Origin of the sequence: Rahnella sp. ATs2 (genome assembly GCF_051851855.1) — a bacterium.
In the GTDB taxonomy this organism is placed as follows: domain Bacteria; phylum Pseudomonadota; class Gammaproteobacteria; order Enterobacterales; family Enterobacteriaceae; genus Rahnella; species Rahnella variigena.
Window position 1 is genome coordinate 23,770 of the sequence record NZ_JBLYPL010000021.1, and the last position, 23,838, is coordinate 47,607.

Below are 23,838 nucleotides of genomic sequence, written 5' to 3' on the forward strand. Positions count from 1 at the left end.
ATCAGTCACTCTTGGGTAATACAGCTTCAAGGCGCGCGGCAATCCGCTGAGGGACCTGCCGCTGCACCGCCTGCACAGCCTGTTCGATAGCAACAGCAAACGCACGCTGGTTTGCTCCACCGTGGCTTTTAATAACGATGCCCCGTAATCCTAACAAACATGCGCCATTATACTGGTCGGGGTTGAGGTGGCTAAAACGCTTTAGCAACTTCTTCTGGACTATCCGTCCCAACCATTTCAACCACCAGGCTTTCTTGCCACCCTCACCGGAGGATTTTAACAGTGACAAAAACATCCTTATTACGCCTTCCATGGTCTTGAGCGTAACATTGCCCACGAAGCCGTCACACACCATCACATCTGTCTTACCGGTCAGAAGGTCATTGCCTTCAAGATAGCCGATATAGTTGATTAGTGCGGTATTTTTTAAAACAGCGGCGGCTTCGCGGATATTATCCAGCCCTTTGCTTTCCTCTTCACCGATATTGAGTAAGGCGACGCGGGGGTTACTGATACCCACCACCTGCTCCGCCATTACTGCACCCATCACGGCAAACTGGACCAACATTGTGCTGTCACACTCAACGTTCGCCCCCAAATCCAGCACCACAGTTTTACTGCGTTGCTGATTGGGCAGGACGCTCATCAGCGCCGGGCGCTCAATGCCATCCAGTGGCTTGACCACCATTTTGGCTAATCCCATCAGAGCGCCGGTATTCCCGGCACTGACACACGCTTGTGCATCTCCGCTTTTGATCAGTTCCAACGCCACACGCATTGAGCTTCCTTTACTGGCACGTATAGCTTGCGACGCGCGCATGTCGCTGGCTATAACTGATTCAGCAGGAATTATCCGAATTCGTTCTAATATAGAAGGATCGGCTTTGGCTAAGAAAGGTGTGATTGCGTCGGGATCGCCGACCAGAAGAAGATCTAATTCAGAATTAGAGATCAGTGCCTGCAATGAAGCAGGCACTGTGACGGAAGGACCGAAATCTCCGCCCATTACATCTAACGCGATGGTTAGACGAGTCAAGGTATCGCCTTGCCAGCACTTATCACGTGAATAAGTTGCAGGCAATTATCAGCCGATTACCTTGCGACCGCGGTAGAAACCGTCGGCAGTGATGTGGTGACGCAGGTGAGTTTCACCAGAAGTCTTGTCCACAGACAGAGTGGAAGTGGTCAGAGCGTCATGTGAACGACGCATGCCACGTTTAGAACGGGTTGGTTTATTCTGTTGTACGGCCATGGACCTTACTCCTTAAGTACTTTTCTTTAAACTCGCTAATACGGCAAATGGATTAGGTTTCTCCGCCTCTTCAGGCAGTTTGCCAAATACCATGTCCGCGTCGGACACTTCACAGTGTTCAGATTCATGTACCGGAACGACAGGCAGTGAAAGAATAATTTCGTCTTCAATCATTGCCAGCAAATCGACTTCGCCAAAATCATCGACTTCGATAGGCTCGTACGCTTCCGGTAATGCCTCAGCCTGTTCATCATTCTGGACAGGGCTAAAACAATATGTTGTGTGAACCTGATGTTCAAACGTCTTACCGCATCTCTGGCATTCCAGAGTCACAGCAACATCGGAGTGGCCGGTAATCACAGCCAGGCGCTGATTGTCGATATTAAACGACAATGAGGTTTGTATATCAGAATCCACACTGACCACTGATTGGGCAACACGCGTAACCTGATCTGCAGTATAGACACCTGTATAGTCTAAACGCTTCTGGGCAGTGCGGACCGCATCAAGGGTCAGGGGTAATTTTACTTTTTGCATAGGGCGCGCATATTAACTTTGTAACGACAGAGAGTCAAAGAAAAAGGCCTCAAAACCGCACCTTTCACCAATATTCGCTTCCGCAGCGGACGACAGTTTAAAATGTGTGATTCAATAACGCTACGCTTTGTGAAAAAAAATTATGATTATGTCTGCACCAGATTTACTTTTAGCCTCGACCTCGGCCTACCGGAAAGCCTTGCTGGAGAAAACCGGGCTGAAATTTACCTGCGCTTCACCCGATATTGATGAAACCCCTTTTCCCGATGAAAATCCGGCAGAACTGGTGCAGCGGCTGGCGCAATCCAAAGCCGACACGCTCGCTACTGCTTATCCGCATCATCTGATCATTGGCTCCGATCAGGTTTGCTTTATCGATGGAAAAATCACCGGAAAGCCGCACACTTTCGATAATGCATTCCGTCAGTTGCGGGCAGCCAGCGGAAAAATGGTTACGTTCTATACCGGCCTGAGTCTCTATAACAGCGATGCAAAAACAGCGCAGACGTTATGCGAAACGTTTGACGTCACCTTCCGGCCATTGACCGATGAAGAAATTACCGGATATTTACATCGCGAAGAGCCGTACGACTGCGCGGGTAGCTTTAAATGCGAAGGTTTGGGGATTACGCTTTTCGACAGTCTGACGGGGCGCGACCCAAACACGCTAATCGGGCTGCCACTTATTGCCCTGCTCTCCTTACTGCGCGAACACGGCATCAATCCATTGCTTGAAAGCCGTTAATTGAGAGGCATAAAAAAGGCGCAACCAGTGCGCCTCTTTATAAGCTGATCTTTTTAACGAGCGTTTGCTTTGCCGCGTAAAATTTTCAGGCAGTTACGCAGTTTGGCATCCATAGGAGCCTCAATGCGCATGGTTTCACCGCTAGCCGGATGTTCAAAACGTAGCGCAGCCGCATGCAGGAAAAGACGGTTCAGACCCGTTCCTGACAGTTTCGCATCGAAATCACGCTCACCATAACGATCATCAAAAGCAATCGGGTGACCAGCGTGCAACGCATGCACACGGATCTGGTGCGTTCTGCCTGTCACCGGGCTGGCTTTCACCAGCGTTGCAAATTCATAACGCTCTTCAATTTTGAAACGTGTTTCAGAAGGTTTTCCTTCCGCATTCACCCTGACAACACGCTCACCGCTTTGCAGGATATTTTTCAGCAGCGGAGCCTGCACCACTTTGCAATGTGAAGGCCATTCACCGCGCACCAGCGCCAGGTAATCCTTCTGCATACTTTTAACGCGCAATTGCTCATGCAGTGATCGCAGGGCGGAGCGCTTCTTGGCGACCAGCAAAACGCCGGAAGTATCACGGTCAAGACGGTGAACCAGTTCAAGGAAGCGCGCTTCCGGACGCAGGGCTCGCAGACCTTCGATCACGCCAAAGCTCAGACCGCTGCCACCATGTACGGCAGTACCGGAAGGTTTGTTCAGGATCAGTAAATGGTCGTCTTCATATAAGATGCAATCTGCTAAAGCCGCGACTTTATCCAGCTTCGCAGAAACCGGCGCTTCATCACGCTCTGCCACGCGAACCGGCGGGACACGCACTTCATCACCGGCAAGTAATTTGTATTCAGGCTTAATTCTTTTCTTATTAACCCGCACCTCACCTTTACGCACGATGCGATAGATCATGCTCTTCGGCACGCCCTTAAGGATTTTAAGTAAGAAGTTGTCGATGCGCTGACCGGCTTCGTCTTCGGAGATGGGGATTAATTGTACAGTTGGATTCTCAGTTTTCATGGCTCGCGATTCTAAATATCCGGCACGGTTCGCGCCACTGATTTTTATGTGCTTAACTCTTACTTTACCAGTAACTGCTGAGGAAAACCCTTCTATACCCCTTGTTTTTACAGAAAGCGAAAGTTCAGACAATGCGGCACATCTCTCATTGAGGTAAATATCTTACCCGCATGGGAAAAGTCACCTTGCTATCACAGTGCCTGCAATGGAATAATGAAACTACTTTCGGCGTTGTTTCTCTTAAGTTAGGGAAAACGCAGGAATTATAGATTTGCCTGATCGCGCAAAAACGCAGCAATGGCGTAAGACGTAATGTGAAATCAAGCAATTAGCGGGCTGCGGGTTGCAGCTTGGCCGGCATACGGAATGAGATCTGTTAACCTAAATTCAGAAGCTATTCCCCTAATAAAAGTGCTGCTTTCATAACGCTGGTGTCTTTAATACAGCAAAAGCAGACTTACCGAAATAATGCGCCCCTATGCAAGCGACAACCGTGAGGTTGACGATTTGCGAGAAGACTCGGGGCCAACGGTTTACCCGGTCATGAGGTCATTTTGCCCGCAGCTCTGTCAATAATGGAATAATAATGAGTAAGTTACGATGAAAAGAATGTTGATTAACGCGACTCAGCAAGAAGAGTTGCGCGTTGCCCTTGTAGATGGACAGCGGCTGTATGATTTGGATATTGAAAGTCCGGGCCATGAGCAGAAAAAAGCGAACATTTACAAAGGTAAAATCACCCGCATTGAACCTAGTCTGGAAGCGGCATTCGTAGATTACGGCGCAGAACGACACGGTTTCCTCCCTCTGAAAGAAATTTCCCGTGAATATTTCCCTAGCAACTATTCTTCCCACGGCCGCCCAAACATCAAAGATGTGTTGCGCGAAGGTCAGGAAGTTATCGTTCAGGTTGATAAAGAAGAACGTGGAAATAAAGGCGCAGCACTGACGACGTTTATCAGTCTGGCCGGTAGCTATCTGGTTCTGATGCCTAACAATCCACGTGCTGGGGGAATTTCCCGCCGTATTGAAGGTGATGACCGTACTGAGCTGAAAGAAGCGCTGTCTTCTCTGCAACTGCCTGATGGCATGGGTCTTATTGTGCGTACGGCCGGTGTCGGCAAATCCGCAGAAGCCCTGCAATGGGACCTGACTTTCCGTCTCAAACATTGGGATGCAATCAAGAAAGCTGCTGAAGGCCGCCCTGCCCCATTCCTGATCCATCAGGAAAGTAACGTTATCGTTCGTGCATTCCGTGACTATCTGCGTCCGGATATCGGCGAAATCCTTATCGATAACCCGAAAATCCTCGACCTGGCAAAAGAGCATATCGCCGCTCTGGGCCGTCCTGATTTCAGCAGCAAAATTAAACCGTACGTCGGTGAAATTCCGCTGTTCAGTCACTACCAGATCGAATCGCAAATCGAATCCGCTTTCCAGCGTGAAGTCCGTCTGCCTTCCGGCGGTTCGATTGTTATCGACAGCACTGAAGCGTTGACCGCTATCGACATCAACTCCGCGCGTGCAACCCGCGGCGGCGATATCGAAGAAACAGCATTCAACACTAACCTTGAAGCGGCTGACGAAATTGCCCGCCAGTTACGCCTGCGTGACCTGGGTGGCCTGATCGTTATCGACTTCATCGATATGACGCCAGTTCGCCATCAGCGCGAAGTGGAAAACCGTTTGCGTGACGCCGTTCGTCAGGACCGCGCCCGCATCCAGATTGGTCGTATTTCCCGTTTCGGCTTACTGGAAATGTCCCGTCAGCGTCTGAGCCCTTCACTGGGTGAATCAACGCACCATATCTGCCCGCGTTGTGCAGGTACCGGTACCGTCCGTGACAACGAATCTCTGTCACTGTCGATTCTGCGTCTGATTGAAGAAGAAGCGCTGAAAGAAAACACCAAAGAAGTGCATGCCATCGTTCCGGTGCCAATCGCTTCTTACCTGCTGAACGAAAAACGTGAATCGGTGAATGCCATCGAAAAACGTCAGGGTGGCGTGCGTGCAGTGATCGTACCTAACGATCAGATGCAAACTCCGCACTACCACGTTCTGCGTGTACGTAAAGGTGAAGAAATCTCTGCACTGAGCTACCTGCTGCCTCAGATCCACGAAGCAGAAATGCTGCAACCTTCTGAAGAGTTGCCGGCTGAACGTCGTCGTCCTGAGCAACCGGCACTGGCTGCATTCGCGCTGCAAAGCGAAGCACCTCCTTCCAGCTTCGAGCAGGCTACTGTGACTGAAGAACCTGTCAAAACCAGAACAGCCACAGTGAATGCTCCGGCAGCCCCTGTTGTTGAAAAATCCGGTTTTGTCAGCCGTCTGCTAAGCGGGTTGAAGAGCTTGTTCGCACCGGAGCCACAACAGGAAGTTAAACCTGTTGAAGCACCAAAAGAGACTACGGAAGCAACTGAAACCGAAAACCGTCGTAATAACGAACGCCGCAACCAACGTCGTCAGGGCGGACGCCGTGAGCGTAACGGTGAACGTGGCGAGCGCAATGACCGCGGTAATCGTGGTGAGCGTGGCGAAGGTCGTGACAACAATCGTGATAATCGTGGCGAAGGCCGTGATAACCGCGAAAATAATCGCGAACAACGTGACGATCAGCGTCGTGGCCGTCGTAACCAGGAGCCGGTTGTTACTGAAACCCGTAACGAAGAAGTGGAAACTGCTGCTCGCGAAGAACAGCAGCAACAACCTCGTCGTGAGCGTTCGCGTCGCCGTTCTGAAGACAAACGTAAACCACAAACTGAAGAGAAAATTCAGGATGCGGTTGCTGTTGAGCAAGTTGTTGTCGCACCGGTTGTTACTGATGAAACTGAACAGGAAGATCGTCCGCCAGCACAGCGCCGTCAACGTCGCCAGCTGAATCAGAAAATCCGCTTCGAATCTGAAGAAGTTGATCACGAAGAAGAAGCTGCGGCTCAGTTGCTGATCACCGGCACTCGTCCGGCAGCACCAGCGCCAGCCGTGGTTACGCAAGAATCTTCTGATGCAGAACCAGCAAACGCAGCAGACAACGAAGATAATCAGAATGACAACGCCCGTGAAAATGGAATGCCGCGTCGTTCACGTCGTTCTCCGCGTCACCTGCGTGTCAGCGGACAGCGTCGTCGTCGTTACCGTGACGAGCGTTACCCGACTCAGTCGCCAATGCCAATGGCAGGTGCGTTCGTTTCTCCGGAAATGGCGTCTGGCAAGGTTTGGATCACCTATCCGGTGGCTCAATCTTCTGAATATAAGTCTTCTGAATATCAGTCCCATGAGCAGCAGAACACTGAAACAGAAGCACCTGAAGTGCTGACTCAGCAAGTTGAGATTGCCCAGGCCAATACGCCGGTCATTTCTGAAACTGCAGAGGTTGCACCTCAGCCAGTAGCTCAGTCAGAGACAGTGGTTGACGCTACTCAGCAAGAAGCAGCTACAGATGCTGCACCTGCAGAAGCAGCACAGCCTGTTGCTGACGAACCTGTATTGGTTGAACCTGCAACAGCTGAACCTGTTGAAGAAACGCCTGTTGTCGAAGTGGCACCTGAAGCGCACGAGCCAGCCGTCGTTGAACCGACAGCCGTGCTTGCTGAACCTGAACTTCAGGCACCTGCGCCAGTCGCTGAACCTGAAGTGAAAGTGGAAGAGAAAGCAGAACCGGTTGCGGAAGTAAAACCTGCCGTGGAGGCTGCCCCCGTTGCGCAAGCTCCGGCAGTGACTGAAGCTGCGGTTGTTGCACCTCGCTTCAAGCATTTCGCGACAGCGCCTATGACGAAAGCACCAGCACCTAGCTATGTGCCTGAACCCGCGCGTAAAAGTGACTGGGTTCGCCCTGAGTTCAACTTTGATGGCAAAGGTTCTGCCGGTGGCCATGCTGCAGTAACTACTGCCACGGCTCCTGCCACTAAGCCGGAGATGCCAGCAGAGTAATTCCGCTGAGCTGACAGTGTCACAAAACTAAAAACCCGCCTCGGCGGGTTTTTTTATTGGCGAGTTATCTGCCCCATGAAAATCAGGCCAGACTTTTCAGACGACGGATCGTCAGTTCCTCAAGTTTCCCTTCCAGGCTTCTGGCGAAATTCTGGAAATGCTCGGTCTTATTGTGCTGGTTCAACGCATCTTCTGATGCCCAGCGCTCATAGAAAACAAAAGTGCCGTCGTTATCCAGATCCTGATGCAGCTCATATTGCAGGCATCCCACTTCCTGCCGGCTTGGCTCAATTACGTCAGCAATGCTTCTGTCACTTTTGCCCTGAATTCTTTTTTCGCGACAATTGTGGCAACAACTCTGATTTCCATTATGGTTCTCCCGTTATTTTGTCATGCTCAGGCACACACCATGAAGCACGGTGACTAAAATCTCCCTCCACTATGAACCTTTCGATACATTGATTTCAATACGAACTTTATTTAACAGATGCAACACAACGGTTTTACGCTTATTCTTGTTCCCCGCCGTTAATGCTCCCATTACCGCACCTGATCCCAACATCTTGTCTCTCAATGCCGGAGTTTTGCCTGATGACCGCAACACCGCAAGTTTTGAAAATCCGCCGCCCAGATGACTGGCATATTCACCTTCGTGATGACGAAATGCTCAGCACGGTGTTACCTTTCACCAGTGAAGTCTTTGGTCGCGCGATTGTCATGCCAAACCTGACGCCACCTGTAACGACTGTCGCTGCGGCAATCGCCTATCGGGAACGTATTCTGGCCGCGCTGCCTGCCGGGCATAAATTTACCCCGCTGATGACCTGCTATCTGACCGATTCTCTGGATCCGGAAGAAATTGCCCGCGGGTTCGAGCAAGGTGTTTTCACTGCGGCAAAACTGTATCCGGCCAATGCGACCACCAACTCCCAGCATGGGGTTTCGGATGTCAAAACGATTTATCCTGTGCTCGAGCGTATGCAAAAAATCGGCATGCCTTTGCTGATCCACGGCGAAGTCACTCACAGCCATGTTGATATTTTTGATCGGGAAGCTCGTTTCATCGATGAAGTGATGGATCCGGTTCGCCGTCAGTTCCCTGAGCTGAAAATTGTCTTCGAGCACATCACGACCAAAGAAGCGTCTCAGTATGTTCTTTCCGGTAATCAATATCTGGGCGCTACCATCACGCCACAGCATCTGATGTTTAACCGCAACCATATGCTGGTAGGCGGAGTTCGTCCGCATCTGTTCTGTCTGCCGATTCTTAAACGCAACGTTCATCAGGAAGCACTGCGTGAAGTCATCGCCAGCGGTGCTGACCGTTTCTTCCTGGGCACAGATTCCGCGCCACACACTAAAGACCGTAAAGAATCTAGCTGTGGCTGTGCTGGTTGCTTTAATGCACCACTCGCGCTGTCCGCTTATGCCACCGTCTTTGAAGAGATGAATGCGCTGCAGCATTTCGAAGCATTCTGCTCTCTTAATGGTCCGCGTTTCTATGGTTTGCCGCTCAATGAAGATTTCATCGAACTGACGCGCACGCCGGTGACGCAGCCGGAAGAAATTGCTTTAGGTAACGAATCTGTTGTGCCATTCCTCGCGGGACAAACCCTGAACTGGAAAGTGACATCGTACTAAATACGATTTCTCTGCACGGTAGCTTGCGCTGATCATGATTTGACTGTATAAATATACAGTCAAATCTATTCAGGAGGTCCTATGCGTGTTGAAGTCACAATCGATAAAACCAAGCCTCTGCCTGTTGGCGCGCTGGACGCGTTATCGGGTGAATTGAGTAAGAGAATTAACAAACAGTTTACTGATCGCGAAAATAAAGTTCAGGTCCGTTATGCGGGAGCAAATAGCCTGTCCGTATTGGGCGGAGCTAAAACTGATCGCGATCTGATCGAAGAAATTTTGCAGGAAACCTGGGAAAGTGCCGACGACTGGTTTTCAAATCAGAACGATGAGTAACACTATGAAATGTCTGCAAACCTATTCATTTTCTCTGCCCTATTTATAATAATCAGGTTTATTAAAACCACGCCGTAAGGCTATTTCTGTATTTCACCGGGCGTCGCAGTCCGGTTTTTTATTCCATTGGAATGCATAAATCACACTTCCCCCAAAAAATAATTTTGGTTAATCTTCGGACTATTCTGCTGAATTATTAATCGCCACAAATTATTTACAATTTAATACTCTCAAATCTCACCATAAATCGATTTAACTGTTTATACTGAACAAGCTCACCTGATAATGAGCCGCATTGATCCTCAGATAGTCACTCACGTTAGTCACTACAATATAAGGGGTCTATATGGACAGAAATGATGAAGTTATTCAGACACACCCGCTTGTTGGTTGGGATATCAGTACCGTCGACTCTTATGACGCCATGATGATACGTCTTCATTACCTGTCTTCAAAAGACCAGACACCCGAGGATGCTCAGGTAGACAGAACCTTGTGGTTAACTACCGACGTTGCCCGACAACTGATCAACATTCTCGAAGCCGGCATTGAAAAGATAGAATCTAACGAGTACGAATACAGTGATCACCGAAAACATTGATTTTAATCTGCCAGCCTGAGGCACCAGCGATTTCATCCTGGTGCCTTTTTCTTTGCCTCTGCCCTGCTTGCCTTCACCGTCGTAAACTCTCTATCATGCCTGTAGCCTATTTGTTAAAAACTCACCTCAGGAATTTTTAAATATGGATTACGATCTCATTATCGTCGGCAGCGGTTCAGTCGGTTCTGCGGCGGGCTACTACGCCACCCGTGCCGGATTGAAGGTGCTGATGATAGACAGTTCAATGCCGCCCCATCAGGCAGGCAGCCATCACGGTGAAACCCGTCTGATCCGCCATGCTTATGGTGAAGGCGCGCGTTATGTACCTATGCTGCTTAGGGCACAAACGCTGTGGAATGAACTGGCAGAACTGAGCGGCGAGAAGATTTTTCATCGCAGCGGCGTGCTCAACATCGGTCCTGAAAATTCTGAATTCATCGGCAATGTAAAACACAGCGCACAAACCTATCACCTGAACACACAGAACCTGAGCGCCGCGGATATCCGTGATAAATGGCCTTTATTCACGTTACCTGACGGTTATTCAGGCGTGTTTGAGCCTGACTCCGGTTATCTGCAATGTGAAATGGCCGTCACCGCATATATCCGTCTGGCACGAGAAGCCGGATGCGCGCAATTGTTTAATTGCCCGGTTGAAAGTATTCAATGGCATGAGAACAGCGTTGAGGTGACTACGGCGGATGGCGTCTACAGTGCGGCAAAAATGCTGGTATCTGCGGGCACCTGGGTCACCAGGATTCTGCCTGAATTGCCGGTTAAACCTCTGCGCAAAGTTTTCGCCTGGTTCCATGCAGATGGCCGTTATAGTGAGGAAAACCACTTCCCTGCATTTACCCTTGAAACACAGCAAGGCGATCAGTACTACGGTTTCCCCTCTGTCAAAGATGCCCTGAAACTAGGAAAACACAACGGGGGCCAGTGGATCACAGAACCAGAGGAACGGTCACCTTTCGGCAAAATCAGTCAGGATGGTACCGAGTCCTTCAATTTTTTCCGACATTTCCTGCCCGGAGTTGGGGTCAGTCTGCTCGGTGCATCATGCACTTACGATATGACTGAAGATGAAGACTTCATTATAGATACACTGCCTGACCACAAAAATACGCTGGTTATTTCAGGGTTAAGCGGGCATGGCTTCAAATTTGCCAGCGTATTAGGTGAAATAGTTACTTACTTCGCTAACAATCATCCTATTCCTTTTGATCTTGAACCCTTTTCTCTCTCAAGATTCAGTTAATGTAAAAATGTTTCAACCATCGTTGATATTTAACGATGGTTGTCATTATATTTCTGTAAGGAATATTTCTAATTTCGCTTTGAACGAGATCAATAGTCTGGTATTTCCGAATTGACAGCATTATAGAAAAAAAACTATGCTAGCCGCAGAAATCACAGGAGTGGTTTCCATCGCGTAATGACACGCATGACAAGGACGTGACATGAAAATCTCAATTATTGAACCCTGTGGCTTTACCCGATTAGGAATTTTCTCGTATCTGGCTGAGAATAATAATCTCCAGATTATTGATGCAGTGAATGTTTCACAGGCGTTAGACTCTATCCCTGAATTTCAGCCAGACATTATCTTAGTTAACATGACGAAGTATTGTCACAACTCCGAATTGTCTCAGGAATTAAAAAACTTCTTCGAGTTTCGACACGGCGCAAGTATATACTGTTATATCGATGCGAATTATCCTGATTGTGATACTCCGATTGCGGTTACCCGCGAAGTATTTATTCTCAACAAACAGTCACTGACGTCATTATTACGAGAGATAGCTTTAGACCCGCAGTCGTTTATGCCAGTTAATAATTTCAAGACCCCCAGAACCTTGTTTAGCGATCAGGAGATTCTGGTGATGAGTTACTGGATGTCGGAAATGCCTAACTACCGCATCGCCAGAAAATTGAATATCAGCAGCCGAACGGTTTATGTCCACAAGCGTCATCTGGCGCAAAAAATAAAAGTCCGTAACCGTCTGGAGTTCTGCTTCGTTTATAATCTAATCAAGTATATGTTCTGGCCGATCGATGATATTTCCGCAACACCCGTCAGTCGTCAGATTAAAGATGACCTTCAGCAGATTTACAAAATCTACAGTTAAGCCAACAAAGCTAATTAATATCCTGTTCAGTCAGGGTATTAAGTGGCTTTGTCATCGCTATTTCTCCGCTTCAAACCTTCCACTTTACCCGTCGTGCTTTAAACTCCATGCCACAGGCAGGTTGCACTCCGCCCGCGGAGGGATACAATAAACTCAACGTTAGCAGACTAATTTTGAGCGGCCTCACAATATGATTGAACACACATCTGACGATGCAACTCCGGCGGTGATCACTGAAACGCTGCTGTCGGTTATCCGGATGATGCGTAAACAAGTAGACGCCGCCATGTCCGCTCAGGGGCTTTCTCTTGCACGCGAAAAACTGCTGACAGCGATTGCCCAGGAAGGGACCTGCCGTCCGGCTGAGCTGGCCAACGTGCTTCAGCAATCTCCCCGTACGATCACAGATGCGATAGATGCGATGGACAGAGATGGTTTACTGGTGCGTCGTCGCCATCCTACTGACCGCCGTTCGCAATTGCTTGAGCTGACAGAAGCCGGCAAACAGGCACTGGCGCAGGTAAAAAAACCCAAGCAGGAAGCCATCGACAGATTGTTTGACGGGCTTGATCTAGCCGCCCGTCAGCAATTACTGATATCGCTGCAAAGCATCGAAATGCTCGCACAGCGAATAGAAGAGCAGAACTGAAATTAGCGTTTCAGCGGTCCGTCGCCCAGCAGGACGGCAATTTTGTGTCCAGCAGCGGTCGGCTCCAGTGCAATTTTCAGCACAATGGTCAGCGGTACTGACAGCAGCATTCCCACCGGCCCCATCAGCCATCCCCAAAAAATCAACGATACAAACACCACCAGCGTCGAAAGCCCAAGCCCGCGGCCAAGAATTTTCGGATCAATAATGCTGCCGAACAGCAGATTGATCAGGATATATCCTCCGGTCAGAATCAGACCTTCACTGAAGCCATTGAACAAAAATGCCTGAGTGATGGGAGGAATTGCCGCGATAAAGGAACCAATGTTGGGGATATAATTGAGTGCAAAAGCCAGCATCCCCCAGAGAAACGCAAACCTGATCCCCATAACGGCCAGCAACGCCCACACCGCCAGCCCGGTCACGACGCTGATCAACGTTTTGATCACCAGATAACGGGTTACGCTGTCGAGCGCACGCTGAACATTCGCCATGCCCTTGCCCGGATCTTCGGACAACTGCTGCACCTTATAAGGCAGTTGCGGAACTTCGAGCAGCATAAAGGCGACGGTCATCAGCAGTAAAAATAAACCCGCCATGGCATTAGACAGATAGCTGATAAGCTTGCTGACCAGATTGAGCATGAAGGCCGGATCAATATAGCCGGCCAGTTGTTCAGGTGTTAATGAAAATTCTGACCAGTGGAACCAGGCATCAATTTCGATCAGCTTTGCTGCAATTAGCCCGCGATATTGCGGTAATGTGCGGGCAAACTCATTCAGGGTCATCAGCAACTTGGTGGTCAGAAACACCATCAGGCATACCGTCAGTGTCGCAACCAGTAATACCGCGAGTGCCCGGGGCACCCGCCATTTTCCCAGTAAGACAATCAGCGGATTGAGGACGAAAGCCAGAAACAGCGCCAGAATGAATGGCACAATGATATCTGCTGCCGATTTAATGCCCGCAAATATCACCACCAGCATCGCCATCATCACGACGATCCTCAGGCCCTGAGTTGTCACCATTGTCTTACGCAAATTTCTTTCCCTCATGCCTTTAGCGGGATTTCGTCCACTCACGTAAACGCTGAATATGAACATACAGCGCGGGGATAAACAGGATCCCCACCGTCGTGGACAGCAACATGCCGCTAAACACTGTGACACCGATAATATGACGGCTCATGGCTCCCGCTCCTGACGCCATTACCAGAGGTAACACGCCGAGAATGAAGGAAATGGCCGTCATCATAACAGCGCGAAAACGCTGTTTCGCCCCTTCCTGCGCGGCTTCGCGGACGGTTGCCCCTTCTTCCCTGCGCGCTTTGGAGAACTCGACGATCAATATGGCGTTTTTCGCGGCCAGCCCGATGAGCAACACCATGCCAATTTGAGCATAGACATCGTTACTTAATCCCGCTAAATGCAGGCCGCCGATAGCGCCAAATACCGCAAAAATAACCGAAATCATGACCACCAGCGGAATGCTCCAGCTCTCGTATTGTGCCACCAGGAACAGATAGGCAAACAGAAGTGCCGCGGCATAAATAAGGATTGCCTGCCCTCCGGCCTGAATTTCCTGCAATGACATTCCGCTCCATTCATAGCCATAGCCTGCCGGTAACTTTTCACTGAGGATATTTTCCATTTGCGCCATCGCCTCACCGGAACTGACGCCCGGCGCCGCCGCCCCGCTCACCGCCAGCGACGGGAACTGGTTATATTGCGTAATAAAGGGCGCGCCCAGTGAAGGTGTCAGCTCCACCATTTTCCCAAGGCTTACCAGTGAACCGTTATCACTGCGCACAGTGAGTGTCGAAATCTGGTCCGCACGCTGGCGATCTTCCATTTCATTTTGCATCTGCACGTTAAACAAACGGTTGTTCTTGATGAAATCGCTGACATTCACACCGCCCAGAGACATCTGTAATGTCGAGAAAATTCGGCCAACGGGCACCTGCATCATGGCGGCACGATCGCGATCCACGCTTAAGGCAATTTCCGGTACGGAGGCGCTGAAGGTAGTGAAGACACGGCTCAGCTGCGGATTTTGATTGGCCGCCTGTATTATCGTTCGTCCAATTTCTGCAAGTTCCTGCGGGGATTGCCCCTGCAATGCCTGAAGGCGTAAATCCAGTCCGGAAGCGGTTCCCAGCCCGGAAATCGCCGGCGGATTTATCGCCATGATCATCGCAGAAGGAATGCCCGCCATTGCCGGTTGCAGACGACCGATCACCTGATCCACTGCGCTGCGCTCACCCCAGGGTTTGAGCAATACAATGCCGAACGCAGTATTGGGCGCACTTCCGCCACTCATCAGGCTAAAACCGCTGATAGCGATCACATCTTCCACCGCAGGATCCTTCTCCAGAAGGGTCTGCATCTGGTCCAGCACGGCGTCAGTCCGGTTCAGGGATGCACCATCTGGCAACTGCACATTCACGAAGAAGTAACCCTGATCTTCATCCGGCAGAAAAGATTTTGGCAGGCTGTTGTAGCCCCACACGCAGGCGCCGGTAATGACCAGCACCGTCGCTACGCTGGTCAGGGCATGTTTACTCAGACCCGCAGCGGTTTTGACATACTTATCACGCACGCTGTCCAGCCCCTGATTAAAGAGGTGGAAAATGCGGGCGGGTTTCTCAGGGCGCGGTTTGAGCAACGTCGCGCACAGTGCCGGCGTCAGCGTCAGCGCATTGATACTGGAAAGCACCACTGCAGCCGACAATGTAACGGCAAACTGACGATACAAGGCGCCGGTAATGCCAGGTAAAACCGCAATCGGGACAAATACCGCCAGCAGAACCACGGTCGTCGCAATTACCGGGCCCGCAATTTGCTTCAGGGCTTTGCGGGTAGCGGCAACGCGTCCGAGAGACGGGTCTTCCATCATCAAACGCTCGACGTTTTCTACCACCACAATGGCATCATCGACCACCACCGTCAGGGCCAGAATAATGGCGAACAAACTCAGCGTGTTGGCGGAATAGCCAAAGGCGTACAGCACAGCAAATGTGCCGAGCAACGAAACCGGAATGGTCAGCGCGACGATGAATGTCGCTCGCAAGCTTTGCAGGAACAAATACACAATTGTCAGAACAACGATAAAAGTCAGCACCAGTGAAACAGCGATTTCATCCAGCGTAGCGCTGACAAAACGGGTTGAGTCGAATTTAATTTCATAGGTGAGGTCGTGAGGAAAATTGCGCGCCTGACGCGTCATCTCTTCACGCACCGCATTGGCCACATTAAGCGCATTCGCTCCCGGCGCGGGATATACAGACAGGAACGCAGATGGCGTCTGATTCAGTGTGGCATTGACCTGATAATCCTGCGCGCCCAGTTCAATTCGCGCGACGTCCCGCAGACGAACCGTTCCGCCATTGGCATTCTTGCGCACAATGATATTGCCGAACTCTTCCGGCGAACTCAGCCGTCCGGCACCGCTAATGGTCAGGGTTTGCTGCTGCATCGATGGACTGGGTGACGCGCCAATCTGTCCGGCAGCGGCCTGTACGTTTTGCTCGCGGATAGCCGTGCTGATTTCAATGCTGCTGACATCCAGCGCTTCCATTTTGTTCGGATCCAGCCAGATCCGCATACTGTAATCACGCGAACCGAAAACCCTGACATCACCTACGCCATCAATACGCGCCAGCGCATCGCGCAATTGAATGCTGGCAAAGTTACTGATAAATAATTTGTCGTGCGTATTTTTTGGTGAAAGCAGGCTGATCCCCATCAGAATATTAGACGCCTGTTTACGCACCGATACACCCGTGCTTAGCACTTCCGGCGGAAGACGCGAGCTGACCTGAGAAATACGGTTCTGGACTTCCACGGCCGCGGTGTCCGGATCGGTGCCACTGGCAAAGGTAATGGTCAGCGTGTAACTGCCGTTATTGCCGCTGTTCGATGACATATACAACATATTACTGACGCCATTGACCTGCGCTTCAATAGGCGCAGCGACGGATTCCGCCACATCGCGCGCGCTGGCACCGGGATAGGTGGCGCTGACCGAAACCACCGGTGGCGTAATATCAGGATACTGCTCGACCGGGATCACCTTCAGTGCAACGGCACCCAACAGCGCCGTCACCAGCGCGATCACCACCGCAAAACGGGGTCTTTTGATAAATTGCTGAAGCATCGTTGTTCCTTAACCTTTCTTAGCAGCGGCGGCTGAGACGTCAGAAGCGTCCCGTACACTGACCTTCATGCCTGGCTGAATCTGTTGCAGGCCTTCCGTCACGACACTTTCGCCGCCCTGCAATCCTTCAGCCACGAAATAGCCGTGAGAAGTTTGTGCGCCAAGCCGGACAGGACGCGCCTCGATGCGCTGTTCAGCATTCACCAGCAGAACAAAATATCCTGTCGCATTTTGCTGCAGAGCCTGCGCCGGCAATACCGGCAGCTGATCCCCTGTGCGCGGCTGGGCGGTGACATTGACTGTTCCGCCCGGCAATAAACGATGCTCAGGATTGGCGACCGTCAGCCTGACCGGCAACGTTCCTGTCTGTGCTTCGATGCGGTTACCCAGTGACTCAAACACCGGCGTTTTCATATAGGGTGAACCATCCGATAAGCGCAGGGACAAAGCCATATGGGTATCAGAAAATGCCTGTCCGAGGTCACCGCTGGTATGCGTCGCGCTAAGAACATCCCGCTCGTTGACCGAAATCACCACGCGAACGGGATCAAGTTGCACAATTTCCGTCATTACACCGCTGGCCGGGCTGACCAGACTGCCGGTATGAAAATGACTCACGCCGATGCGCCCCGAAATGGGCGCGGTGATACGGGTGTAACTGAGCTGAAGTTCCTGCGTTTTCAATGCAGCCTGCGCTTGCGCCACGGCTGCGCGGGCGGTATCACGTGCGGCGAGCGCGGTATCGACATCGGACTGACTTACCGTTCGCGCATCTCCCAGACGCTGAATACGGTTCAGATGTGTCTGGGCGTGGCGCGCGGTGGCATTGGCACTGTCCAGTTGAGCCTTTGCCTGAGCAACCGCAGCCTGATGCAGGGCCGGTTCGATTTCATACAGCAGATCCCCGGCATTCACGAACTGCCCTTCTTCAAAGGCGCGGCGGGCAATAAATCCTTCCGTCCGGCTGGTAATATTCACCGCCTGAACGGCCTCAAGGCGCCCGAGATAAGTGCGGCCAACGCCGTCAGCCTGGGTTTTGATAGTGGCAGCGGTTACTACCGGCAGGGGCTGCGCAGCCTGAACGACCTGCGGGGCGATGAATAATGCCAGCAGTACCGGAATGGCGGCAAAACGTTTTGTTGCAGTGAACCGTTTTGTTGCAGTAAACATAGTGTCACTCTCCATGTGATGCCGGATGCCGCTCTCTTTGAATTCAGGGAAAGAAACCTCATCAGGAAACATCAAATATAAGACAATAAAAATATTCCTAATTGGAATTAAAAAGGATTATAAATATCATCCTATTGCATAAGCTGATCTCGATCAGGTCTGAACAAAACCCTAAAAGTCTTTACGCTTTCTTTAAGAAACATTGAGTCTTTACGACATAAACACTGCGTTACTCCAGATCCTCATTCATTCAAAAAACCTGAAACCAAAAACATCCGATATTATTAATCACTGTAGTAATCATTATTTTTACTCAAATTTTTAGAAGAAAAGCAAACTTTACCTTCGATGACAAAAACTGACAACCCTTGCCAGCTCTGCCTTGTACTCAAAAACCCGTACCGCCGTGCAGATAAAACGAAAGCACTGAATAAGATCATGATAAGAACATCAAAAATAATGAAAGAGTAAAATTAATCGTCTTTTTTGGAAATAATAGTTTGCCAGAATGTTTCTAAATGTTTAATTTCCACAAAAAGCCTTTGTTGAGATTGCCTGTTTATGTTGTGGAAAAATACGCCCGTCCGGTTTGGTCATATATCCGTAATCCTTCACTGGATTATTGCACTGGCCGTTTACGGATTATTTGCACTGGGATTGTGGATGGTCGGACTGGGTTATTACGACACCTGGTATCACCGAGCGCCGGAAATACATAAAAGTATTGGCGTGCTGGTATTTATTGCCATGGTATTTCGTCTGGCCTGGCGCTTTATTTCACCGCCGCCTGCGCCTCTTGAAAGCTATAGCGCGAAAACCCGGATCGGCGCGTGGCTTGCTCATGTTCTGTTATTTATCGGGTTGTTCGGCATTCTTATCAGCGGCTATCTCATTTCGACCGCTGAAGGCCAGGCCGTCAGCGTCTTCGGCTGGTTTGAACTTCCCGCGACGCTGTTCGGATTGAATCAGCAGGCGGACATTGCAGGCACCCTGCATCTGTGGCTGGCGTGGGGCATTGTGATTGTCTCAGGGTTCCACGCGCTTGCAGCGCTTAAACATCATTTTATTGACCGCGACAGCACCCTGACACGCATGCTGGGGCGCTGATCCGGTTAACGTTCTGCTCTTTACTTATGTTGTTCACATTATGGATAAACGGAGAATAACCATGTTGAAAAAAACCACTCTGGGACTGACGCTGGCATCCCTGTTACTGGCCGCCGGTTCTGCCACCGCAGCAAATTACAAAATTGATAAAGAAGGTCAGCACGCCTTTATCGAATTTCGTATCAAACATTTAGGTTACAGCTGGCTCTACGGCAGCTTTAACGATTTTGACGGCGGATTCACTTTCGACGAGAAAGACCCAGCGGCGGATAAAGTGAATGTGACCATCAACACCACCAGCGTGTTTACCAATCATGCCGAACGTGACAAACATCTGCGCAGCGCTGAATTCCTGAATGTCGGCAAACATCCGCAGGCAACGTTCAAATCAACGTCAGTGAAAAAAGAAGGTGAGGATCTGGAAGTTACCGGTGATTTCACTCTCAACGGCGTCACCAAACCGCTGACCCTTCAGGCCAAATTGCTCGGTCAGGGCAAGGATCCGTGGGGCGGCTATCGTGCAGGCTTTGAAGCCGCAGGCACTATCGCGCTGAAAGATTACGGCATCACCACCGATCTGGGCCCTGCGTCTCAGAATGTGGAGCTGATTATTTCCGTGGAAGGTGTGCAGGAGAAGTAATTCACTGGGCCAAAAAAGCCCTGAACAGCGAATGCCGTTCAGGGCTTTTTGTCATTCAGACACCAGTCAGTCGTTTTCCGGAGCAGGAATATGCATGGTGGTTTGCAACAGGCCTTTGGACTTATTGAAAATCTTGATGCCGTTTTCACGGCCAGCGCGCAGCGCACGCTGTTCTTCCACCGGCAATTTCAGTTCGGTCATACAGATTTCGCTGCAACAACCGTCAAACTTCGCCGCACACGTCGGGCACTGAATAAACAACAGATGGCAGCCGTCATTTTTACAATTGGTGTGGTTGTCGCACGCTTCGCCACACTGGTGGCAATGCGCGATCACGTCATCAGAAATACGCTCACCCATGCGTTCATCAAAGACAAAGTTTTTGCCTTTAAATTTGACCGGTAAGCCCTGCTCTTTCGCACGGCGCGCATATTCAATAATGCCGCCTTCAACGTGATACACATTCTTAAAACCGTTATGCAGCATATAGGCGCTGGCTTTTTCACAGCGGATCCCACCCGTGCAATACATCACGATTTTTTTGTCTTTGTCTTCTTTAAGCATATCAACGGCCATTGGCAGCTGATCGCGGAAGGTATCCGATGGCACTTCTATCGCTTTGTCAAAATGCCCCACTTCATATTCGTAGTGGTTACGCATATCAACAAACAGCGTGTCCGGATCGTCAATCATGGCGTTGACCTGTTCGGCTTTCAGATACTCCCCCACGTTAGAAGGATCGAAAGAATCATCATCAATCCCGTCCGCCACGATACGGTCACGCACTTTGAGACGCAGCACCCAGAAGGATTTACCGTCGTCTTCCAGCGCCACGTTCAGACGAATTTGATCCAGCGCCGGATGGCTGGAAAACAGCTCGGTTTTAAACGCCTCAAACTTGCTCTGCGGAACGCTGATTTGCGCGTTAATCCCTTCTTTTGCCACGTAAATACGACCAAACACGTTAAGACGTGTCAGGCTGACATACAAAGCATCGCGGAAGGTTTTCGGATCTTCGAGCTGGAAATACTTATAAAAAGAAACGGTGGTGCGCGGCTCTGTTTCAGCCAACATGCGCGCCCTGAGTTCCTCATTAGAAATACGGTTATGTAACACTGGCATGGTGTACGTTCCTGTCTTTCAGGGGAATTTAACTATTGGATACCGAATAGCTACTTTTGAAGCGGCAAGATTATACATTAAAGCAACAACGAGGACATCTTCCGTTGCAAATTCGTCATAAGAAAAACACCTGCTGTTCATTGCCCATGTTTTAAATGCGATAACCTATTCTTAGATGTCACCCATCCTTGGGAACTCTTCACTACGCTGAATTTAAGGGGCATGAAATATGAGTAAGCTTTTTGAACCAATTACCTTAGGCGAGCTGACGCTGGAAAACCGCATTGTGATCGCTCCAATGTGCCAGTATTCCTCCGATGAGGGGAAAGCTACTGCATGGCATCACGCCCATCTGGGGCAGTTATCCTTCTCCGGTGCCGGTCTGCTCATCCTTGAAGCCACTGCCGTTGAAGCCGCAGGACGTATCTCTGCCGAGGATTTGGGGTTATGGGACGATGCCACTGAAGCAGCAATGAAAGATTTGATTTCCGGCCTGCGCGCCAACAGCAAAATGCCGCTGGGTCTGCAACTGGGACATGCCGGTCGCAAAGCCTCCTGCGCTGCGCCGTGGAACGGTGGCGCGCAAATCCCACAATCTGCTGGCGGCTGGCAAACGGTCGCACCTTCCGCTATTGCTTTCACAGAGGGCACTGAAGCACCTGAGGCGATGTCTCTGGCGCGTATTGATGAGCTGAAAAAAGCGTACGTTGAGACTGTCCGCCGCGCGGATCGTCTGGGCTTAGACCTGCTCGAACTGCACGGTGGGCACGGTTATCTGCTGCATCAGTTCCTGTCACCATTGTCGAACCAGCGCACGGATCAGTACGGTGGCTCACTGGAAAACCGTATGAGATTGCTGCTGGAAATCTTCCAGGAAATACGAGCCGAATTCCCGGCTGAAAAACCGATTGGTGTGCGAATCTCTGCCACTGACTGGGTGGAAGGTGGCTGGGACCTGGAACAATCCATTGAATTGGCTAAAGCGCTGGACAAGCTGGGTTGCAGCTATATTCACGTCTCCAGCGGCGGCCTGAGTCCGCAGCAGAAAATCGCCGTTGGCCCGAACTATCAGGTGCCTTTCGCTGACGGCATCAAGCGTTATGTGAACATGCCAGTGATCGCCGTAGGACTTATCACCGAACCGGAGCAGGCTGAAGCCATTATCGGCACCGGTCAGGCTGATATGATTGCCCTCGCTCGTGGCATTTTATATAACCCGCGCTGGCCGTGGCATGCTGCCGCGAAACTGGGCGCCAAAGTTTCGGCGCCGAAACAGTACTGGCGCAGTGAGCCTCACAGGCTGAAAGGTCTGTTCCATTCGGAATAACCCCTCAGTCGCAAAAGCACAACAGGCAGCCTTCAGGGCTGCCTGTTTCATTGACAAAACCGTTTCTCTGCTGATATTTGATGCGATGTATACCATGGCAAAACGGATGAGTAGATAAAAACCAAATTGTTTTCCATTCACCCAATCCATAAGTAAAATGAGGTATTAGTGCCGTGAATTTTCACCTCATCCAAAAAAAATGCCACAATGTTTCACTTTACTGCAAATAATTACAAACAACTTTTATTCCCATCGAAATATGGACGTATTTCCGTGGCAGGCTGCTGCACTAGACAGAGCTTATAAACTTTCTACTTCGATCCATTGACGCAGAGAATCTATGACTCAGGTACCGACCTTTAACCGATCGTTGCTTCACCCACGCTACTGGATCACCTGGCTTGGTCTGGGCTTGCTGTATGCGCTGGTATTATTACCTTATCCGGTCATTTATCGAATTGGCACCGGACTGGGCCGCTTCTCTATGCGTTTTCTCAAACACCGCTATAAAATTGCGCGGCGTAATATCGAATTATGTTTCCCGGATATGCACCCGGAACAGCGTGAAGATATGGTGGTGAAAAACTTCGAATCCGTGGGGATGGGCTTATTTGAAACCGGCATGGCCTGGTTCTGGCCGGACTGGCGTATCGAGCGCTGGTTCAAAGTCAGCGGTCTGGAGCATATCCAGCACGCACGTGACAACAAACAGGGCGTGTTGCTGATAGGCGTACACTTCCTGACGCTGGAGCTGGGCGCCCGCATTTTCGGCATTCACAACCCGGGCGTGGGCGTTTACCGTCCGCATGATAATAAGCTGATGGACTGGATCCAGACCAAAGGACGTATGCGTTCGAACAAAGGGATGCTCGATCGCAAAGACCTCAAAGGTATGATCCGTAGTCTCAAGCAGGGCGACATCATCTGGTATGCGCCGGATCACGACTATGGCCCGCGTGCCAGCGTGTTCGTTCCTTTCTTTGCCGTGGATAAAGCCGCCACGACCACCGGCACCTACCTGCTGGCGCGGATGGGCAAACCGGCCATTATCCCGTTCACCCCGCGCCGTCTGCCGGGTGGAAAAGGCTATGAGATGATCATTCATCCTCAGGTGGCTGACTTCCCGCTGGATGATGAAGTGGTCGCCGCGACGTATATGAATAAAGTGGTTGAGAACGAAATCCGCCAGGCGCCGGAGCAATATATGTGGCTGCACCGCCGCTTCAAAACGCGCCCGCAAGGGGAACCGTCGCTCTATAAAGCCCTCAGGGATTAACGAACAAAACCGGCGGACTCAGGTTCTGCCGGTTTTTTGATTTGCTTCGACAGTTTTTTTGACAGACATCTTCAAAGTTATCAGATTTTATCCCATCCCGTTTAGGCCAATACTCTCTGCATAATTTCTCCACGTGATTACTCCGCTGATTTTGGAGCCGCGTGACACCCTGCCTGCACCCGGGCATGTTACCTTCAAAAGGAACACA

The 23,838-nt window shown here is 50.5% G+C and carries 20 protein-coding genes and 1 pseudogene; 12 read left to right on the forward strand and 9 right to left on the reverse strand.

Going from position 1 to position 23,838, the window contains the following annotated elements; genetic code table 11:
• Nucleotide 1: 1 nt before the first annotated feature.
• The 3 genes from plsX to yceD are packed head-to-tail and all read right to left on the reverse strand — an operon-like array spanning nt 2 to nt 1,789.
• Nucleotides 2-1,036, reverse strand: a complete 1,035-nt coding sequence (gene plsX, locus ACJY2G_RS20165; protein ID WP_430319065.1) for a phosphate acyltransferase PlsX — start codon at nt 1,034-1,036, stop codon at nt 2-4.
• A 48-nt stretch (nt 1,037-1,084) separates the two neighbouring features.
• Nucleotides 1,085-1,252: a 50S ribosomal protein L32 gene (gene rpmF / locus ACJY2G_RS20170; RefSeq protein WP_013576249.1), complete on the reverse strand. Its 168-nt coding sequence runs from the start codon at nt 1,250-1,252 to the stop codon at nt 1,085-1,087.
• A 12-nt stretch (nt 1,253-1,264) separates the two neighbouring features.
• Nucleotides 1,265-1,789, reverse strand: coding sequence for a 23S rRNA accumulation protein YceD (gene yceD, locus ACJY2G_RS20175; RefSeq protein ID WP_112291141.1), 525 nt, complete (start codon nt 1,787-1,789; stop codon nt 1,265-1,267).
• A gap of 142 nt (nt 1,790-1,931) precedes the next feature.
• Between yceD and ACJY2G_RS20180 the strand changes: the two genes are divergently transcribed.
• Nucleotides 1,932-2,534 carry a Maf family protein gene (locus ACJY2G_RS20180; RefSeq protein ID WP_390889610.1) on the forward strand — a complete coding sequence of 201 codons (603 nt, stop codon included), beginning with the start codon at nt 1,932-1,934 and terminating at the stop codon, nt 2,532-2,534.
• Between the two features lie 53 nt (nt 2,535-2,587).
• Here the strand turns inward: ACJY2G_RS20180 and rluC are convergent, their stop codons facing one another.
• Nucleotides 2,588-3,550 carry a 23S rRNA pseudouridine(955/2504/2580) synthase RluC gene (gene rluC, locus ACJY2G_RS20185; RefSeq protein WP_129638483.1) on the reverse strand — a complete coding sequence of 321 codons (963 nt, stop codon included), beginning with the start codon at nt 3,548-3,550 and terminating at the stop codon, nt 2,588-2,590.
• A gap of 600 nt (nt 3,551-4,150) precedes the next feature.
• On the opposite strand from rluC, the gene rne reads away from it, so the two are divergent.
• Entirely contained in the window at nt 4,151-7,477 is a 3,327-nt protein-coding gene (rne, locus tag ACJY2G_RS20190) for a ribonuclease E (RefSeq protein ID WP_430319064.1), read from the forward strand.
• Between the two features lie 82 nt (nt 7,478-7,559).
• Here rne and ACJY2G_RS20195 read toward each other — a convergent pair.
• A pseudogene (locus ACJY2G_RS20195) lies at nt 7,560-7,846 on the reverse strand (putative quinol monooxygenase).
• Between the two features lie 222 nt (nt 7,847-8,068).
• Between ACJY2G_RS20195 and pyrC the strand changes: the two are divergent.
• From pyrC to ACJY2G_RS20225, 6 genes are all read left to right on the forward strand, one after another.
• A complete protein-coding gene (gene pyrC / locus ACJY2G_RS20200; RefSeq protein ID WP_430319062.1) occupies nt 8,069-9,118 on the forward strand; it encodes a dihydroorotase in 1,050 nt (349 codons plus the stop codon).
• Nucleotides 9,119-9,199: 81 nt separating this feature from the next.
• Nucleotides 9,200-9,454: a DNA damage-inducible protein I gene (gene dinI / locus ACJY2G_RS20205; RefSeq protein WP_112291148.1), complete on the forward strand. Its 255-nt coding sequence runs from the start codon at nt 9,200-9,202 to the stop codon at nt 9,452-9,454.
• Nucleotides 9,455-9,800: 346 nt separating this feature from the next.
• The gene (bssS, locus tag ACJY2G_RS20210; RefSeq protein WP_013576258.1) at nt 9,801-10,055 is read left to right on the forward strand and encodes a biofilm formation regulator BssS; all 255 of its coding nucleotides are present in this window, start codon (nt 9,801-9,803) and stop codon (nt 10,053-10,055) included.
• A gap of 142 nt (nt 10,056-10,197) precedes the next feature.
• Nucleotides 10,198-11,313, forward strand: a complete 1,116-nt coding sequence (gene solA, locus ACJY2G_RS20215; protein WP_430319061.1) for an N-methyl-L-tryptophan oxidase — start codon at nt 10,198-10,200, stop codon at nt 11,311-11,313.
• Nucleotides 11,314-11,515: 202 nt separating this feature from the next.
• Nucleotides 11,516-12,184, forward strand: coding sequence for a response regulator transcription factor (locus ACJY2G_RS20220; RefSeq protein WP_430319060.1), 669 nt, complete (start codon nt 11,516-11,518; stop codon nt 12,182-12,184).
• 190 nt (nt 12,185-12,374) lie between these two features.
• Complete coding sequence (locus ACJY2G_RS20225) at nt 12,375-12,833, forward strand: MarR family winged helix-turn-helix transcriptional regulator (RefSeq protein WP_439292034.1); 459 nt, start codon at nt 12,375-12,377, stop codon at nt 12,831-12,833.
• Between the two features lie 2 nt (nt 12,834-12,835).
• On the opposite strand, the gene ACJY2G_RS20230 is transcribed toward ACJY2G_RS20225, so the two are convergent.
• The 3 genes from ACJY2G_RS20230 to ACJY2G_RS20240 are packed head-to-tail and all read right to left on the reverse strand — an operon-like array spanning nt 12,836 to nt 18,158.
• Nucleotides 12,836-13,873, reverse strand: a complete 1,038-nt coding sequence (locus ACJY2G_RS20230) for an AI-2E family transporter (protein WP_430319058.1) — start codon at nt 13,871-13,873, stop codon at nt 12,836-12,838.
• Between the two features lie 19 nt (nt 13,874-13,892).
• Nucleotides 13,893-16,988, reverse strand: a complete 3,096-nt coding sequence (locus ACJY2G_RS20235; protein WP_430319057.1) for an efflux RND transporter permease subunit — start codon at nt 16,986-16,988, stop codon at nt 13,893-13,895.
• A gap of 9 nt (nt 16,989-16,997) precedes the next feature.
• Nucleotides 16,998-18,158: an efflux RND transporter periplasmic adaptor subunit gene (locus ACJY2G_RS20240; protein ID WP_430319056.1), complete on the reverse strand. Its 1,161-nt coding sequence runs from the start codon at nt 18,156-18,158 to the stop codon at nt 16,998-17,000.
• Between the two features lie 561 nt (nt 18,159-18,719).
• On the opposite strand from ACJY2G_RS20240, the gene ACJY2G_RS20245 reads away from it, so the two are divergent.
• Entirely contained in the window at nt 18,720-19,265 is a 546-nt protein-coding gene (locus tag ACJY2G_RS20245) for a cytochrome b (RefSeq protein ID WP_112291157.1), read from the forward strand.
• A 64-nt stretch (nt 19,266-19,329) separates the two neighbouring features.
• Entirely contained in the window at nt 19,330-19,905 is a 576-nt protein-coding gene (locus tag ACJY2G_RS20250) for a YceI family protein (protein WP_120160736.1), read from the forward strand.
• Between the two features lie 66 nt (nt 19,906-19,971).
• On the opposite strand, the gene trhO is transcribed toward ACJY2G_RS20250, so the two are convergent.
• Nucleotides 19,972-21,027: an oxygen-dependent tRNA uridine(34) hydroxylase TrhO gene (gene trhO, locus ACJY2G_RS20255; RefSeq protein WP_120506115.1), complete on the reverse strand. Its 1,056-nt coding sequence runs from the start codon at nt 21,025-21,027 to the stop codon at nt 19,972-19,974.
• A 229-nt stretch (nt 21,028-21,256) separates the two neighbouring features.
• Here trhO and ACJY2G_RS20260 point away from each other — a divergent pair, with 229 nt between their 5' ends.
• Nucleotides 21,257-22,354, forward strand: a complete 1,098-nt coding sequence (locus ACJY2G_RS20260; RefSeq protein ID WP_439292035.1) for an NADH:flavin oxidoreductase/NADH oxidase — start codon at nt 21,257-21,259, stop codon at nt 22,352-22,354.
• A 340-nt stretch (nt 22,355-22,694) separates the two neighbouring features.
• On the forward strand, nt 22,695-23,630 hold the full coding sequence (locus ACJY2G_RS20265) for a Kdo(2)-lipid IV(A) acyltransferase (RefSeq protein ID WP_120160600.1): 936 nt from the start codon (nt 22,695-22,697) through the stop codon (nt 23,628-23,630).
• Nucleotides 23,631-23,838: the final 208 nt, after the last annotated feature.